Here is a 15,164-nt window from a genome sequence, read left to right on the forward strand (position 1 = left end):
AGCCGCGAAGCTCAGGCAGCCTCTCCGGAGGGCGCGTTGACATCTTCGGGCAGTGCGGCCCGGGCGACATCGACCAGGGCGGTAAACGCCGCAGCATCGCTCACAGCGATTTCGGCGAGATTCTTGCGGTCGACCTCGACACCGGCGGCCTTGAGTCCCTGGATCAGCCGGTTGTAGGTGATGTCGTTGGCGCGGGCCGCCGCGTTGATCCGCGCGATCCACAGCTTGCGGAACTCCCCCTTGCGCGCGCGACGGTCACGGTAGGCGTAGTTCAGTGAATGCAGTTGCTGTTCTTTGGCTTTGCGATACAGCCGGGAGCGCTGACCGCGATAACCTCGCGAAGCCTTCAGGATGGTGCGCCGCTTCTTCTGGGCGTTGACCGCCCGCTTCACGCGTGCCATGGGGTGTTCCTATCGTCGGGTGGTTGGGCTGGTCAGCCGTTCAGCATCTTGTTGACCCGCTTGGTGTCGTGGCCCGACACGGCGGTGCGCCCTTCCAGGCGGCGGGTGCGAGTGGACGGCTTGTGCTCGAGCAGATGCCGGCGATTTGCTTTCTGACGCAGGATCTTCCCGGTACCGGTACGCCGGAACCGCTTGGAAGCCCCGCTGTGGGTCTTGGCCTTGGGCATGTGTCCTCAGTTCTGCTGTCAGTTCGATGGAGCTTCGGTGTCGTCACCATGTGCGGGGCCGGCGGGTTCGCCGGCTTGCTGCGCCGCCCTGGCGCGAGTCTTCGCGCCGCGGTGCGGTGCCAGCACCATGGTCATGTTGCGTCCGTCCTGCTTGGCCGACGTCTCGACGAATCCGTAGTCGGCGACGTCGGCGCCCAGCCGTTGCAGCAGCCGGTAACCCAGCTCGGGGCGCGACTGCTCGCGTCCGCGGAACATGATGGTGACCTTGACCTTCGACCCGGCCTCCAGGAATCGGACGACGTGGCCCTTCTTGGTTTCGTAGTCGTGATCGTCGATCTTGGGTCGCAGCTTCTGTTCCTTGACGACGGTCTGCTGCTGGTTCTTGCGAGACTCGCGCGCCTTCTGCGCCGCCTCGTATTTGAACTTGCCGTAGTCCATGATTTTGCAGACCGGCGGTCTGGCGTTCGGTGCGACTTCGACGAGGTCGAGATCGGCGTCGGCGGCGACGCGCAGTGCATCTTCGATACGCACGATGCCTACCTGCTCCCCTCCCGGGCCGATTAAACGGACTTCAGGTACGCGAATGCGCTCGTTGACGCGGGTCTCAGTGCTGATGGGGCCTCCTGGGCTCGATGGACAATTTTCCGGTCGCGGCCGGCCGGTGTCGGAGATCCAGCGGTCGGAATACCACGCCATCAGCGAAAAAGCCCTGCTTAAGCAGGGCCCTGTGCCGACCGGTCGCGGCTTCAGCCGCCTGCGTCGCTCGCAGAACAGGCACCCTCGGGATGCCGGTGACCGGACCGTTGAGCCGGTCTGGCCAACGGTGGGAGTGGGACTCCACTTGCTGTCCCTGGCCTTCGCCGGGACGGTCGCGCAGGCAAGTCTAGCAGTGCTGATGCGACAGCCGGTCATCCGGCAGCCGCCTACTCAGGCGATTCGCGGCCTGAGGGCATATCCTCGCGGTCTGTGACACTTGTTGCGCCTCGCGCTGGGCGCCTTTCCGCCTCGCGCTATCACTGGGTTCCTGCCGCAGCCGGTTGGACCGTCGGGGTTATCGCGACGTTGTCGCTGCTGGCCAGTGTGTCGCCGTTGGTCCGCTGGACCATCAAAGTGCCGCGAGAGTTCATCAACGACTATCTGTTCAACTTCCCCGACACCAGCTTTGCCTGGTCGTTCGTGTTGGCGCTGCTTGCGGCCGCCCTGACCGCACGCAAACGTATCGCCTGGTGGATCCTGGTCGGAAATCTGCTGGTTGCCGCCGCAATCAACGGCCTGGAACTGGCGCAGGGCAGCGATAGCGCGCTGCAGGTGTTCGGCGAGAGCCTTGGGCTTGCCCTGCATGTGGCGGCGGTCGTGGTTCTGGTGCTGGCCTATCGCGAATTTTGGGCCAAAGTTCGCCGCGGGGCGCTATACAAGTCGGCTGCGGCGCTCATCGCCGGGTGGGTGCTGGGAATTGCGCTGTCTTGGGGACTGGTCCAGGTGTTTCCGGGATCGCTGCACCGCGGCGACCGGCTCCTCTATGTGGCGGACCGGGTGGTCGGCTTTGCGCTGGCCGGGCCGGCGTCGTTTGCGGGCAAACCACATGTTTTCCTCAACGACCTGTTCGGCCTCTTCGGCGCACTCGCACTGATCGTGGCAGCGATCGTGCTGTTTCAGTCCCAACGCGCCGAGAGTGCGCTGACCGGCGAGGACGAATCGGCCATCCGTGGGCTGCTGGAACTGTACGGCAACACCGATTCACTGGGCTATTTCGCCACTCGCCGCGACAAGTCGGTGATATTCGCGCCCAGCGGTCGCGCCGCGATCACCTACCGCGTCGAGGTCGGCGTCTGCCTGGCCAGCGGCGACCCGGTGGGCGACCCCAGGGCATGGCCACAAGCCATTGGCGCGTGGCTGCAACTGTGCCAGGCCTACGGGTGGGCCCCCGGGGTCATGGGAGCCAGCTCTCAAGGGGCCAAAGCTTTTCGGGAAGCGGGACTCAACGCCCTGGAATTGGGTGACGAAGCCATCCTGCACACCGCGGAATTCAAGTTGTCCGGACCCGATATGCGCGCGGTGCGCCAAGCCGTGACCCGAGCCCGCCGGGCCGGGTTGTCAGTACGCATCCGCCGGCATCGCGACATCGCAGGCGACGAAATGGCGCAGCTGATCACCCGCGCGGATGCGTGGCGTGACACCGAGACCGAGCGAGGGTTTTCGATGGCGCTGGGCCGCCTCGGTGACCCCGCCGACGGCGATTGCCTGCTGGTCGAGGCGCTGCATGGTGACAGCGAGGTAGTGGCGATGCTGTCGCTGGTGCCCTGGGGGCAAACCGGAGTCTCGCTCGACCTGATGCGTCGTTCACCGCAATCACCCAACGGCACCATCGAACTCATGGTCAGCGATCTCACGCTGAATTCCGAACAACTTGGCATCAACCGTATTTCGTTGAACTTCGCGATGTTCCGCTCGGCGTTCGAGCAGGGGGCTCAGCTCGGCGCCGGCCCGGTAGCCCGGTTGTGGCGGGGTTTACTGGTGTTCTTCTCACGCTGGTGGCAGTTGGAGACGCTGTATCGCTCGAACATGAAATACCAGCCGCAGTGGCTACCCCGATACGCCTGCTACGAGGACGCCCGACTGATTCCGCGGGTGGGTGTCGCGTCTGTGATCGCCGAAGGTTTTCTGGTGCTGCCGTTTTCTCGCCGCAACGAGCAGCACACCGGCCATCGTCCGTCGGTGCCGTCGGTACTGGTCGAAACCGGGCTGTTGCATCACGATGGGCGGGCTCCCGACGTCTCCGGCTTTCAGCAAGCCGGGATCTCTGAAACCGAGGACCGTCAAACCCGCCTGCCCGAGCAGATGCGGGTCCGGTTGGCGAAGCTGAAGAAGCTGCAGGACAGCGGGATTGACACCTATCCCGTAGGGCATCCGCCAACTCACACGACCGCGCAGGCACTGGGTGGCGTCGACGACGCGACCGTTTCGGTGGCCGGACGTGTGCTTCGGATTCGCGACTTCGGCGGCGTGCTGTTCGCCCAACTGCGCGACTGGTCGGGGGAAATGCAGCTGCTGCTGGATAATTCGGTCCTCGAGCAAAGCCGCACTGCGGATTTCACCAGGGCCATTGACCTGGGAGACCTTGTCGAGGTCACCGGCCGAATGGGGCTCAGCAGGACCGGCACCCGGTCACTGATCGTGGCCAGTTGGCGGTTGATCGGTAAATGTCTGCGACCACTGCCGAACAAGTGGACCGGGCTTGCCGACCCGGAAGCTCGAGTCCGCACCCGCTACGTCGACCTGGCGATCAACACCGAATCGCGTCAGCTCATCACGGCGCGCAGCAGCGTGCTGCGCTCGATCCGGGAGACATTGACAGCCAAGGGATTCCTTGAAGTCGAGACCCCGATTCTGCAGCAGATCCACGGCGGCGCGACCGCGCGACCGTTCGTTACTCATATCAACGCCTACGACCTCGACCTGTACCTGCGCATCGCGCCGGAGCTGTACCTCAAGCGGCTGTGCGTCGGCGGTGTGGAGCGAGTGTTCGAGCTGGGCCGGGCGTTTCGCAACGAGGGTGCCGACTTCAGCCATAATCCGGAGTTCACCCTGTTGGAGGCCTACCAGGCGCACGCCGACTATTTGGTGTGGGTCGACGGCTGCCGGGAACTGATTCAGAACGCCGCGGCAGCCGCCAACGATGCGCCGGTGGTGATGCGACCGCGGTCCGACGATGCCGACGGCAACCTGGAACCGGTCGACATCTCCGGTGTGTGGCCGGTGAAGACCGTGCATGACGCGGTGTCAGAGGCACTCGGTGAGCAAGTCGACAGCGGAACGGATCTGGCCACGCTGCGCAAACTGTGTGACGCCGTCGGCATCCCATACCGCCCCCGCTGGGACGGCGGCGCGGTGGTGCTGGAACTGTACGAGCAACTGGTCGAGGCACGTACCGAACTGCCGACGTTCTACACGGATTTTCCGACGTCGGTGTCGCCGCTGACCCGACCGCACCGCAGTAAACCCAGGGTCGCCGAGCGTTGGGATCTGGTGGCGTGGGGCGTCGAGCTGGGGACCGCCTACAGCGAGTTGACCGATCCGCTGGAGCAGCGGCGCCGGTTGCGGGCGCAATCTCTGCTGGCCGCCGGCGGAGACCCGGAGGCGATGGAGCTCGACGAGGATTTCCTGCAGGCGATGGAGTATGCGATGCCGCCTACCGGTGGCCTGGGGATGGGTGTAGACCGGGTGGTCATGCTCGTCACTGGCCGCAGCATCCGCGAGACGTTGCCCTTCCCGCTGGCTAAACCGCGTTGATTTCGGCGCGTTTCACAGCCGGCGCTCAGAATTGCAGATCAGAATAGGTGTTGTGTCTGCATCGACGGCGATTGTGGCCGCGCCGCTGCTGGTGGGCCACCACACTTCGCTGATGCATGGCTGGGTTCCGATTACCGTGCAGGCCGTGGCTGCGGCCGTCTTGGTGCTCGCGATCGGGTGGCGGTCGCGTCGTTGGCGGCTGCTATGGCTTCCGATCGCGGCTGCGGTCGGAATTGCGGTGACGTGTTGGGCGTACTGGCAGATCGCCGACGACGGTCTGGCCGGCGAACCGGCGCCCCGCACCCTGTGGATGTGGATTGCGTTGACCGGTGCCGCCGCCGCCGTGCTGTTGTTGGGCTGGCCGGGCGCGCGCTGGTGGCGACGGGCCGCGTCGGTATTGGCGGTGCCGCTGTGTCTGGCCAGCTCCGCGCTGGCGCTCAACGAGTGGGTCGGCTACTTCCCCACCGTGCAGACAGCCTGGAACCAGCTCACCGCTGGTCCGCTGCCCGACCAGACAGACGCTGCCACCGTTACCGCGATGGCCGACAAGGGCGTCCGGCCGCCGCGCGGCAGCGTGGTCGAAGTGACAATTCCCGCCGACGCGTCACACTTCAAGCATCGCGGCGAGCTGGTGTATCTGCCGCCGGCCTGGTTCGCTTCCAACCCTCCCCCGCGGCTGCCGACCGTGATAATGATCGGCGGCGAATTCAACACTCCGGCCGATTGGCTACGGGCCGGCAATGCGGTCAAGACGATCGACGACTTCGCCGCCGCCCACGACGGCAACGCGCCGGTGCTGGTGTTCGTGGACTCCGGCGGGGCATTTAACAACGACACCGAATGCGTCAACGGCAACCGCGGCAATGCCGCTGATCATCTCACTAAAGATGTTGTGCCATACATGGCTTCGCGTTTCGGAGTCAGCCCTGAGCGGTCCAACTGGGGCATCGTGGGCTGGTCGATGGGCGGCACGTGCGCGGTGGACCTGACGGTGATGCACCCCGACATGTTCAGCGCCTTCGTCGACATCGCCGGGGACATCGCCCCGAACTCGGGAACCAAAGCGCAAACGATTGCCAGACTGTTCGGTGGCAGCGCCCAGGCCTGGGCCGCCTTCGACCCGACCACGGTGATCACCAGACATGGGCGCTACACCGGGGTTTCGGGCTGGTTCGCGATCAACTCGGCCGGTCCGCAGGCGTCGCACACTGTCACGGTGGCCGACACCGGTACCACGGGCACAGACCACCGGGGCGGCACGGCCAAACTGAGCGACACCGCTGCGGCCGCTGATTCACTCTGCACGCTCGGGCGCGCCCACGGCATCGACTGCGCGGTCGTCGCCCAGTCGGGCAAGCACGATTGGCCATTCGCCGGCCGGGTATTCACTGCGGCCCTGCCATGGCTGGCCGGTCAACTCGGCACGCCGGGAGTGCCGCGCAGTCCGTTGCCGGCCCCGCCAGGGCCACACACTGGCCGCAGATAACGTCGCCTGATGGCATCGATCGCACACATCCGCCGCGCCATATTCCCGCGGCACTCCAATCCGTGGAGCGCATGGAGTCGCTGGGCCAGCACGCCGCTGGTCTTGCTGCCGGTCTGGACACGCAAGTGGAGCCACGCGGCGGCGGTAGGGCTGTGGTTCGCGGTCAACCCGGTCGTGTTTCCGGAACCGGTCGACAAGAGCAATTGGGCCACTCGCGCCATGCTGGGCGAGGAGCTGTGGATCACGCGGCGGCCCAAGGGCAGCGCCGCCGTGGTGAGCGCCGCGACGTCCGCTGCCACCGTCGTTGCGATCGTCGCCGCGCGCCGCCGCCGACTCGTCGCAGCGGCAGCGGCAACTGCGGTCGCGATGGCGCTGACGATGGTGTACTGGCAGCAGATGGTGCGCTACCTCGACCGCGGCAGGTAACCTGGCGCCATGCCCGACCCGGAATACGATGACTCCGGTACGCCGACGTTCGATTCGGTCCGCGAGAAAATCGAAGCTCGCTACCAAACATCCCTCGGCGCAGCCGAACTGGACGCTGAAAGCGCAGCCGGCCGCAGCGTCGAAGATCAGTACCGGGAGCGGGAGCAGGCGGCTGCTGACCGGCTGGCCGAAATCCGTGCATCGATGCGCAAGGATACGCACTGAGTGGTCCGCTCATTCACCAGCGGTGAGCGACTGGAACCGCGTAGCCCGCGGTTCCAGTCGCCATGGTCCAAGGCGGCTAACGGGACTGGCCGCTAGGCGCTGACCCGGCGCCGCCGTCGTGGCGCCGGAGTGGCCGGCACACCGAGCGTCTCGGCCAAAAACTTGCCGGTATAGCTCTCCGGCACCGCGGCGATGTCTTCAGGCGTTCCCTCGGCCACGACCGTGCCACCCCCGGCGCCGCCCTCGGGGCCCATGTCGATGATCCAGTCCGACGTCTTGATCACATCCAGGTTGTGCTCGATGACGATCACCGTATTGCCTTTGTCGACAAGGCCGTTGATGACGCCCAGCAGTTTGCGGATGTCGTCGAAATGCAACCCGGTGGTCGGCTCGTCGAGGATGTAGACGGTGCGCCCGGTCGAACGCTTCTGCAACTCGGAGGCCAGCTTGACCCGCTGCGCCTCCCCGCCGGACAGGGTCGGTGCCGGCTGGCCGAGCCGCACATAGCCGAGCCCGACGTCGACCAGCGTGCGCAGATAACGGTGGATCCCGGTGATCGGCTCGAAGAACTCTGCGGCCTCCTCGATGGACATGTCCAGCACTTCGGAAATGGTTTTGCCCTTGTAGTGCACTTCGAGGGTTTCCCGGTTGTAGCGGGCACCCTGGCACACCTCGCATGGCACGTAGACGTCGGGCAGGAAGTTCATCTCGATTTTGATGGTGCCGTCACCCGAACACGCTTCGCAGCGGCCGCCTTTGACGTTGAACGAGAACCGCCCGGGTTGGTAGCCGCGGACTTTTGCCTCGGTGGTGGCGGCGAATAGGGTGCGAATCTTGTCGAAGACCCCGGTGTAGGTCGCCGGATTGGAGCGGGGTGTGCGCCCGATCGGCGACTGGTCGACACGCACCAGCTTGTCGACGTGGTCCAGTCCGGTGACCCGGGTGTGCCGGCCCGGAACCTGCCGGGCACCGTTGAGCTTGTTGGCCAACACCGCGGCCAGGATGTCGTTCACCAGCGTCGACTTCCCGGAACCGGAAACTCCGGTCACCGAGGTGAGCACGCCGAGCGGGAAGGCCACGTCGATCTCGCGCAGGTTGTGCTCGCGCGCACCGACGACGGTGAGGCGCCGCTTGCCTACGGGGCGCCGGATCGCCGGTGCCTCAATGCTTTCCACGCCAGACAGATAGGCGCCGGTGATCGACTTCTTGTTGCGCAGCAGCTCTTCGTAGGTCCCGCTGTGCACGATCTGGCCGCCGTGCTCACCGGCGGCCGGGCCGATGTCGACGATCCAGTCGGCATGCGCGATGGTGTCCTGGTCGTGTTCGACCACGATCAGTGTGTTACCCAAAGCCCGTAACCGGGTGAGGGTTTCGATGAGACGGCGGTTGTCGCGCTGATGCAGCCCGATCGACGGCTCGTCGAGCACGTACAGCACCCCCACCAGCCCGGAGCCGATCTGGGTGGCCAGCCGGATGCGTTGCGCCTCACCGCCGGACAGCGTTGCCGCCGCCCGCGACAGCGACAGGTATTCCAAACCGACGTCGAGCAGAAAGCCCAGCCGCGACTGGATCTCCTTGAGCACCTGCCCCGCGATGGCTTGCTCACGCTGGCCCAGTGTGAGCGCGTTCAAGAAGTCCGCGCAGTCGGAGATGGACAGTTCGCAGACCTCGGCGATGGACTTCTTGCCGCGATCCCCCGCCGCCAGCGTGACCGCCAGGATCTCGGGCTTCAGCCGCGTGCCGTCGCATTCCGGGCACGGGATGTCGCGCATGAAGCCCTCGTAGCGCTCCTTCATCATCTCGGACTCGGTCTGGTCCATCTTGCGCTGCAGGAACGCGAGCACGCCTTCGAAGTCGGCGTAGTAGGAGCGGGTGCGGCCGTAGCGGTTGCGGTAGCGCACGTGCACCTGCTCGTCGCAGCCTTCCAGAATCGCCTTGCGCGCCTTGGCCGGTAGCTTTCGCCACGGGGTGTCGACGTCGAAGCCCATGGTGTCGCCGAGGCCGGCCATCATCCGGGTGAAGTACTCCGCAGTGTGGCCCATCGACCACGGCGCCACCGCGCCGTCAGCCAGCGTGAGTTCGGGATCGGGCACCACCAGGTCGGGGTCGACCTCCTTGCGGATGCCCAGCCCGCTGCACTCCGGGCAGGCGCCATAGGGCGAGTTGAACGAGAACGACCGCGGTTCCAGGTCGTCGACGGCCAGCGAATGCCCGTTGGGGCACGCCAGCTTCTCGGAGAACCGCTGCTCGCGGTTGTGAGCGTCATGTTCGTGATCGACAAACTCCAGCACCACGATGCCGTCGGCCAGGTTCAGCGCGGTCTCCACCGAATCGGTGAGCCGTTGCTTGGCGCTGGCTTTGACGGTGAGGCGGTCCACTACCACCTCGATGTCGTGCTTCTCCTGCTTCTTCAGCTTCGGCGGCTCGGTCAGCGGGTGCACCACACCGTCGACTCGGACCCGGCTGTAGCCCTGGGAGTTGAGCTTTTCGAACAGGTCGACAAACTCGCCCTTGCGGGTGCGCACCACCGGAGCCAGCACCTGGAACCGGGTGCCCTCGGGCATCGCCAACACCTGGTCGACGATTTGCTGCGGGGTCTGGCGGGCGATCCGCTCGCCGCACACCGGGCAGTGCGGGGTACCGGCGCGGGCGTACAGCAGCCGCAGGTAGTCGTACACCTCGGTGATCGTGCCGACCGTCGACCGCGGGTTGCGGTTGGTCGACTTCTGGTCGATGGACACCGCCGGTGACAGGCCTTCGATGAAATCGACGTCGGGCTTGTCCATCTGACCCAGGAACTGACGCGCATAGGCCGACAGCGACTCCACATAGCGCCGCTGCCCCTCGGCGAAGATCGTGTCGAACGCCAGCGAAGACTTTCCCGAGCCGGACAGGCCGGTGAAGACGATCAATGCGTCGCGCGGCAAATCAAGATCAACGCTGCGTAGGTTGTGTTCACGCGCACCCTTGACGATCAGGCGGTCAGCCAACGCGTTCCTTTCCAAACGAGTCATCACACACGTCGTTTTCCATGCTATGTGCCGGTACCGACAAGCAACTCCCGACCAGTACCGTGACCGGTATGACCCGCGCCGACGACGATAATGCCGGCGCAGCCGGGATGGAGGAGTGGCGCCTATGACCACCGTCGACGACAACTACACCGGGCACGTCGAGCCGGGCTCCGCCGCCCGCCGCACCCTGCCGGGCGCGACGATCGTCAAGGCATCAGTCGGCCCCATGGACAACAACGCCTACCTGGTGACGTGTTCCGAAACCGGGGAAACCCTGCTGATCGACGCCGCCAACGACGCCGAGATCCTGATCGACCTGGTGCGACGCTACGCCCCAACGGTGTCGCTGATCGTGACCAGCCACCAGCACTTCGACCACTGGCAGGCGCTGACTGCCCTGGCCGAAGCCACCGGCGCCCCGACGGCCGCACACCAGATCGACGCCGATCCGCTGCCGGTCAAACCCGACCGCCTGCTGGCCGGCGGCGACACCGTGCAGATCGGCAAGCTGACCTTCGACGTCATCCATTTGCGTGGCCACACCCCCGGCTCGATCGCGTTGGCGCTCGGCGGACCCGCGGCCGGCGAGACCACCCAGCTGTTCACCGGCGACTGCCTGTTCCCCGGCGGAGTCGGCAAAACCTGGCAGCCCGGCGACTTCGACCAACTGCTCGACGACGTGACTACCCGGGTGTTCGACGTCTACGACGACGCCACTGTCGTCTACCCCGGCCACGGCGACGACACCTCGCTCGGCGCCGAGCGGCCCAACCTCGCCGAGTGGCGCGAGCGGGGCTGGTAAAAGCACCGCGAAACGCACTGCACCGCCTACACTCTGGCGAGATGAGGGTGGGCATCGACTTCGGCACAACGCACACGGTCGCGGCGGTCGTCGACCGGGGCAACTACCCGGTGGCGTCGTTCGACGGCGTGGACACCTGGTCGTCGGTCATCGCCGCCCACGAGTCGGGCGAACTGCGCTTCGGCCTGGACGCCGCCGCGGTGCGCCACGAACCGGGCTGGTCGCTGCTGCGGTCGTTCAAACGGCTGCTCAACGACGCCGGGCCGGGGGCAACGGTCCAGCTGGCCGGTCACAGTCACCGGCTGGCCGACCTGTTCGCGGGATTGCTCGCCCAGTTCAAGAGCGATCTGCAACAACGCTCCAACGTCGACTTGGCCCCCGGTGAGCGGATCGAGGCCGCGGTCAGCGTGCCTGCCAACGCGTCGAGCGCCCAACGGTTTTTGACCTTGGACGCCTTCGCGCAAGCCGGCTTCGAGGTCATCGCTCTGCTCAACGAGCCATCGGCGGCGGGGTTCGAGTATGCGCACCGATATCGCTCCACGATCAGCGCCAAACGCGAGTATGTGCTGATCTACGACTTGGGCGGCGGCACGTTCGACGCGTCGCTGTTGAGGATGACCGGTCGGCTCAACGAGGTCGTCACCAGTGAAGGTATCCAGCGCCTAGGCGGCGACGACTTCGACGAGGCGATTCTCAAGCTGGTTCGTAACGGCGCGAAACTCCCCAAACTCGACGCCGCCGCGCAGGGTCTGCTGCTCGAGGAGTGCGCAGCCCGCAAGGAAGCCGTCGGCCCGAACACCCGCCGCTTTTTGGTCGACCTCGACGCGGTCGGCAAGCCGCCGTTCTCGTGTCCGATCGACGACGTCTATACGGCCTGTTCGCCGCTCGTCGCGAAGACCCTCGACGTCCTCGGGCATGTGCTGCACGACGCGGAGTGGTCCGAGGTGGCGGGCATCTACGTGGTGGGCGGAGCCGGCAGCTTCCCGCTGATCGCGCGGATGCTGCGCGCCGACCGTAATGAGAAGTTCGACGAAAAACGCGTCAAACGCTCGCCGCACCCCTTCGCCGCGACGGCGATCGGCCTGGCGGTCTTCCTTGACAGGGAAGCGGGATTCGTGCTCTCCGAACGGCTTTCGCGACATTTCGGGGTCTTCCGGGAGGCGCATGCGGGTGCGGGCGTCAGCTTCGACCCGATCGTGCCCAAGGGCGTGCAACTGCCGGCCGACGGCCAGCCTCCCCTGGTCGTCACGCGAAGCTACCGGGCAGCGCACAACATCGGGCATTTCCGGTTCGTGGAATGTAGTCGGCTATGCGACGGCCGCCCCGACGGCGACGTGATGCCCTACGACTCGGTCTTCTTTCCGTTCGACCCGGACCTGCATGACGATCACGACCTCGGACACCGGCCGGTGCGCCGGCGCGATGACGGGCCCGACGTCGAGGAGCGCTACATCGTCTCGCCGAGCGGAGCTGTCGAGGTCACCCTCACGACGCAACCGGACCGGCTGACCCGAACCTTCCGGCTGGCGCGGCACGCCCTCGCCAGCGCGTGAGCTTTCGTCGCCTGCGGGGGTGCGCGGCGGCGTTGCTTCTCGGCGCACTGCCGGCGCTTGCCTTTCCGGCGCCGTCCTGGTGGTGGCTGGCCTGGTTCGGCGTGGTTCCGCTGTTGCTCGTGGTACGGGCCGCACCGACTCCGGCCGGCGGCGCGGTGCGGGCATGGTGCGGTCTGGCCGGGTATGTGCTGGCCACGCAGTACTGGCTGCTGCCCAGCAGCGGCCCCCTGCTGGTGCTGCTGGCCGCCGGGCTCGGTGCGTTGTGGCTGCCGTGGGGCTGGGCCGCCCACCGACTCTTGTCAACGCCTGCCACGGTGCCTCGACTGCTGGCGGCCATGGCCGTATTGCCCAGCGCCTGGGTGGCGGCCGAGGCGGTGCGGTCGTGGCCCGCTCTGGGCGGCCCGTGGGCTGCACTGGGCGCGTCGCAGTGGAACCAGCCCGTCACGTTGGCGTCGGCCTCGTTCGGCGGGATGTGGCTGACCGGCTTTTTGGTGATCGCGGTCAATACCGGCATCGCCGCGGCGATCTTGTGCCCGCGGCACGCCGTCCCCGTCGTCGCGGCGGCGCTGGTGTGTGCGGGTGTTGGGCCGGCCAGCTTCCTGCTCGAAGCGCCGACAGCGAGCAGCCCGACGGCCCGGGTGGCGCTGGTGCAGCCGGGCGTCATCGACGACTCGACCGCCCGTGCGGCGGCCAGTGTGGCGCTCACTCGCACGCTGGTAGGTCAACGGCCGGATGTGGTCGTCTGGGGCGAAAGCAGCGTCGGATTGGATCCCGCCGGCCACCCGGACACCATGCAAGAGCTGACGGACCTGTCCCGGCAGGTGGGTGCGGACCTGCTCGTCAACGTCGACGCCCGCGCGCCGGCCGGCGGCATCTACAAGTCGTCGGTGCTGATCGGGCCGCACGGGACACTGGGCGTCTACCGCAAAACCCGGCTGGTGCCGTTCGGCGAATACGTGCCGCTGCGCCCGCTGCTGGGGCAGATCACCGGGCACACCAAGGCCGCGGGCGAAGACCGGCACCGCGGCAGCGACCAAGTGGTGCTCCACGCCGGCGGGCTGGCACTCGGACCGCTGATCAGTTTCGAGGCAGCGTTTCCGGATTTACCCCGCCGCGAGGTACAGCTCGGAGCGCAGTCGTTGGTCTACCAGAGTGCGACCTCGACGTTTCAAGGGAGTTGGGCCCAACCGCAGTTGGCCGCGATGGTCGCGGTACGCGCCGCCGAAATCGGCCGCCCGGCCGTACACGCCGGATTGTCCGGCGACAGCGCCGCATTCGACGCGCGCGGACGCAAGCTTCTCTGGTGTCCAGCGAGTTACCGTGGCGCAGTGGTGGTGAGCGTTCCGCTCGGCTCGCACAACACCGCCTATCAGCGGCTGGGTGACTGGGTTCTGGTGTTGGCCTTCAGCGTCGTCGCCGGCACCGGTGTGCTGGCTGTGGTGCGGTCTTGCCGGCACTGAGCAAGTTCAGTGGCGCAGCAATGCGCGCGCCTCCACCGACCCGTCCAGTGCTCGCGTCGTGCGCTTGACGATCTGCCAGCCCGACACCGCCCGGCGCAGCGTGATGCGGTTGGCTGCGGCCCGCCACACCCGGTAGCCGCTGTCGTCATCGCCGCGACGAATCAGAATCGACTCGCACACCGCGACGGCCTCATCGCCGTCGACGTCGACGTGGACCGGGCCCAGGAAGTGGGCCGAACCCCCACCAATCAGCCCTTGATGCGCCGGCGAGCGCACCATATCGGCGACGTCGGCGCGGCTGCGCATGTGCCAGCCTTCGACGTCGTATTCCCCGTCCTCGGCCCATAAGCCGGCCACGGCATCGGCGTCACCGGCGTCGACCAACGGCCCGTAGGACGCCAGCAGACGGCTGATCGCCAGCTCGTCTTCGACCCGGCGCAGCCGTTGCTCGAAGGCAGCAAGCCGCTCCTCCGGGCGGGTCATTTCCGCATCAGCCGCTGCATTGTGCGGTGCGCGCCGAGTACCGCCGCGGCCCGGTCGGGATCACTGCGCATGGCGACGATCTCCTCGTTTCCGCTGACCACATGCACCGGCCCGCGGGACAGCCACTCCAGCCCCTCGCGCGCGACGTCGGCCGGTTCGGACACGGCCATGCCGGGAACATCGAAATTCAGGCCCACCCGTTCCATCGCCGGTGTCCGGGTCACACCCAGCACCAGCTCCAGCACGTCGACGCCGTGGTCGCGAAGCTCCAGCCAGAGCCCTTCGGCGAAAACGCGTCCGAATGCCTTGACGCCGCCATAGACGGTGTGCCGTACCGACCCCAGGTAGCCGGCGAGCGATCCGATCAACACGATGCCGCCCCGACGGCGGGCCCGCATCGGCCGCCCGTAGTGGTGAATCAGCGCCAGCGGCGTGGCGATATTGAGGTCGATGACGCGCAGGAACTCCGCCAGGTCGCCGTCGAGAAACTCGCGGCTGTGCGTGTTGGCGCCGGCGTTGAGGATCAACAACCCGACGTCGAGCCCGGCGGTTGCCTCGGCGATGCGGGCGCTGGCCGCGGTGTCACTGAGGTCGGCCGAGACGGTGCGGATCTCGTGGCCGTACCGCCGGCAGCGCTCGGCGGTCTCGGCCAACGGGTCGGGCTTGCGGGCAACCAACACCAGGTTCAGACCCGCTTCGGCGAGCAGCCGGGCGAATTCGGCGCCGACGCCTTCCGAACCACCCGCGATGACCGCCCACGGACCGTACTTGGCGGAATCGATCACGAACGCAGGATG

At 66.8% G+C, this 15,164-nt stretch carries 13 protein-coding genes; 7 read left to right on the forward strand and 6 right to left on the reverse strand.

The window, feature by feature from the left end; all coding sequences use genetic code 11:
- Window positions 1–11: 11 nt before the first annotated feature.
- From rplT to infC, 3 genes are read right to left on the reverse strand one after another with little or no spacing between them, the layout of a single operon-like run.
- Entirely contained in the window at window positions 12–401 is a 390-nt protein-coding gene (rplT, locus tag AC5Y42_RS13245; RefSeq protein WP_065013169.1) for a 50S ribosomal protein L20, read from the reverse strand.
- A gap of 32 nt (window positions 402–433) precedes the next feature.
- Window positions 434–628, reverse strand: coding sequence for a 50S ribosomal protein L35 (gene rpmI, locus AC5Y42_RS13250; protein WP_499898714.1), 195 nt, complete (start codon window positions 626–628; stop codon window positions 434–436).
- Window positions 629–646: 18 nt separating this feature from the next.
- Entirely contained in the window at window positions 647–1,243 is a 597-nt protein-coding gene (infC, locus tag AC5Y42_RS13255; protein WP_499899011.1) for a translation initiation factor IF-3, read from the reverse strand.
- 351 nt (window positions 1,244–1,594) lie between these two features.
- On the opposite strand from infC, the gene lysX reads away from it, so the two are divergent.
- From lysX to AC5Y42_RS13275, 4 genes are read left to right on the forward strand one after another with little or no spacing between them, the layout of a single operon-like run.
- Complete coding sequence (gene lysX / locus AC5Y42_RS13260; protein ID WP_499898717.1) at window positions 1,595–4,918, forward strand: bifunctional lysylphosphatidylglycerol synthetase/lysine--tRNA ligase LysX; 3,324 nt, start codon at window positions 1,595–1,597, stop codon at window positions 4,916–4,918.
- A gap of 52 nt (window positions 4,919–4,970) precedes the next feature.
- Window positions 4,971–6,404: an alpha/beta hydrolase gene (locus AC5Y42_RS13265; RefSeq protein WP_499898719.1), complete on the forward strand. Its 1,434-nt coding sequence runs from the start codon at window positions 4,971–4,973 to the stop codon at window positions 6,402–6,404.
- Window positions 6,405–6,413: 9 nt separating this feature from the next.
- Window positions 6,414–6,830: a DUF6653 family protein gene (locus tag AC5Y42_RS13270; protein ID WP_499898721.1), complete on the forward strand. Its 417-nt coding sequence runs from the start codon at window positions 6,414–6,416 to the stop codon at window positions 6,828–6,830.
- 9 nt (window positions 6,831–6,839) lie between these two features.
- Complete coding sequence (locus AC5Y42_RS13275; RefSeq protein ID WP_499898722.1) at window positions 6,840–7,055, forward strand: hypothetical protein; 216 nt, start codon at window positions 6,840–6,842, stop codon at window positions 7,053–7,055.
- Between the two features lie 92 nt (window positions 7,056–7,147).
- Here the strand turns inward: AC5Y42_RS13275 and uvrA are convergent, their stop codons facing one another.
- On the reverse strand, window positions 7,148–10,045 hold the full coding sequence (gene uvrA, locus AC5Y42_RS13280; protein ID WP_499898724.1) for an excinuclease ABC subunit UvrA: 2,898 nt from the start codon (window positions 10,043–10,045) through the stop codon (window positions 7,148–7,150).
- A gap of 148 nt (window positions 10,046–10,193) precedes the next feature.
- Between uvrA and AC5Y42_RS13285 the strand changes: the two genes are divergently transcribed.
- From AC5Y42_RS13285 to lnt, 3 genes are read left to right on the forward strand one after another with little or no spacing between them, the layout of a single operon-like run.
- Window positions 10,194–10,871, forward strand: a complete 678-nt coding sequence (locus tag AC5Y42_RS13285; protein WP_499898726.1) for an MBL fold metallo-hydrolase — start codon at window positions 10,194–10,196, stop codon at window positions 10,869–10,871.
- 41 nt (window positions 10,872–10,912) lie between these two features.
- The gene (locus tag AC5Y42_RS13290) at window positions 10,913–12,424 is read left to right on the forward strand and encodes an Hsp70 family protein (protein WP_499898728.1); all 1,512 of its coding nucleotides are present in this window, start codon (window positions 10,913–10,915) and stop codon (window positions 12,422–12,424) included.
- Window positions 12,421–13,884 carry an apolipoprotein N-acyltransferase gene (gene lnt / locus AC5Y42_RS13295; protein WP_499898729.1) on the forward strand — a complete coding sequence of 488 codons (1,464 nt, stop codon included), beginning with the start codon at window positions 12,421–12,423 and terminating at the stop codon, window positions 13,882–13,884. The genes AC5Y42_RS13290 and lnt overlap by 4 nt, the downstream gene beginning before the upstream one ends.
- Before the next feature lie 6 nt (window positions 13,885–13,890).
- Here lnt and AC5Y42_RS13300 read toward each other — a convergent pair whose 3' ends face one another.
- Complete coding sequence (locus AC5Y42_RS13300) at window positions 13,891–14,367, reverse strand: nuclear transport factor 2 family protein (protein WP_499898731.1); 477 nt, start codon at window positions 14,365–14,367, stop codon at window positions 13,891–13,893.
- Window positions 14,364–15,152 (reverse strand): SDR family NAD(P)-dependent oxidoreductase, encoded by a 789-nt coding sequence (locus AC5Y42_RS13305; protein ID WP_499898733.1) that lies wholly within the window; start codon window positions 15,150–15,152, stop codon window positions 14,364–14,366. Before AC5Y42_RS13305 ends, AC5Y42_RS13300 begins: the two co-directional genes overlap by 4 nt.
- Window positions 15,153–15,164 lie beyond the last annotated feature (12 nt).

The sequence above is a fragment of the Mycobacterium sp. NGS48 genome (genome assembly GCF_059812585.1).

What these genes read in the sequence shown, in the direction of transcription:
- rplT (WP_065013169.1), bottom strand. Translation starts at nt 401, where the DNA reads ATGGCACGCGTGAAGCGGGCGGTCAACGCCCAGAAGAAGCGGCGCACC.
- rpmI (WP_499898714.1), bottom strand. Translation starts at nt 628, where the DNA reads ATGCCCAAGGCCAAGACCCACAGCGGGGCTTCCAAGCGGTTCCGGCGT.
- AC5Y42_RS13270 (WP_499898721.1), top strand. Translation starts at nt 6,414, where the DNA reads ATGGCATCGATCGCACACATCCGCCGCGCCATATTCCCGCGGCACTCC.
- AC5Y42_RS13275 (WP_499898722.1), top strand. Translation starts at nt 6,840, where the DNA reads ATGCCCGACCCGGAATACGATGACTCCGGTACGCCGACGTTCGATTCG.
- AC5Y42_RS13285 (WP_499898726.1), top strand. Translation starts at nt 10,194, where the DNA reads ATGACCACCGTCGACGACAACTACACCGGGCACGTCGAGCCGGGCTCC.
- AC5Y42_RS13290 (WP_499898728.1), top strand. Translation starts at nt 10,913, where the DNA reads ATGAGGGTGGGCATCGACTTCGGCACAACGCACACGGTCGCGGCGGTC.
- AC5Y42_RS13300 (WP_499898731.1), bottom strand. Translation starts at nt 14,367, where the DNA reads ATGACCCGCCCGGAGGAGCGGCTTGCTGCCTTCGAGCAACGGCTGCGC.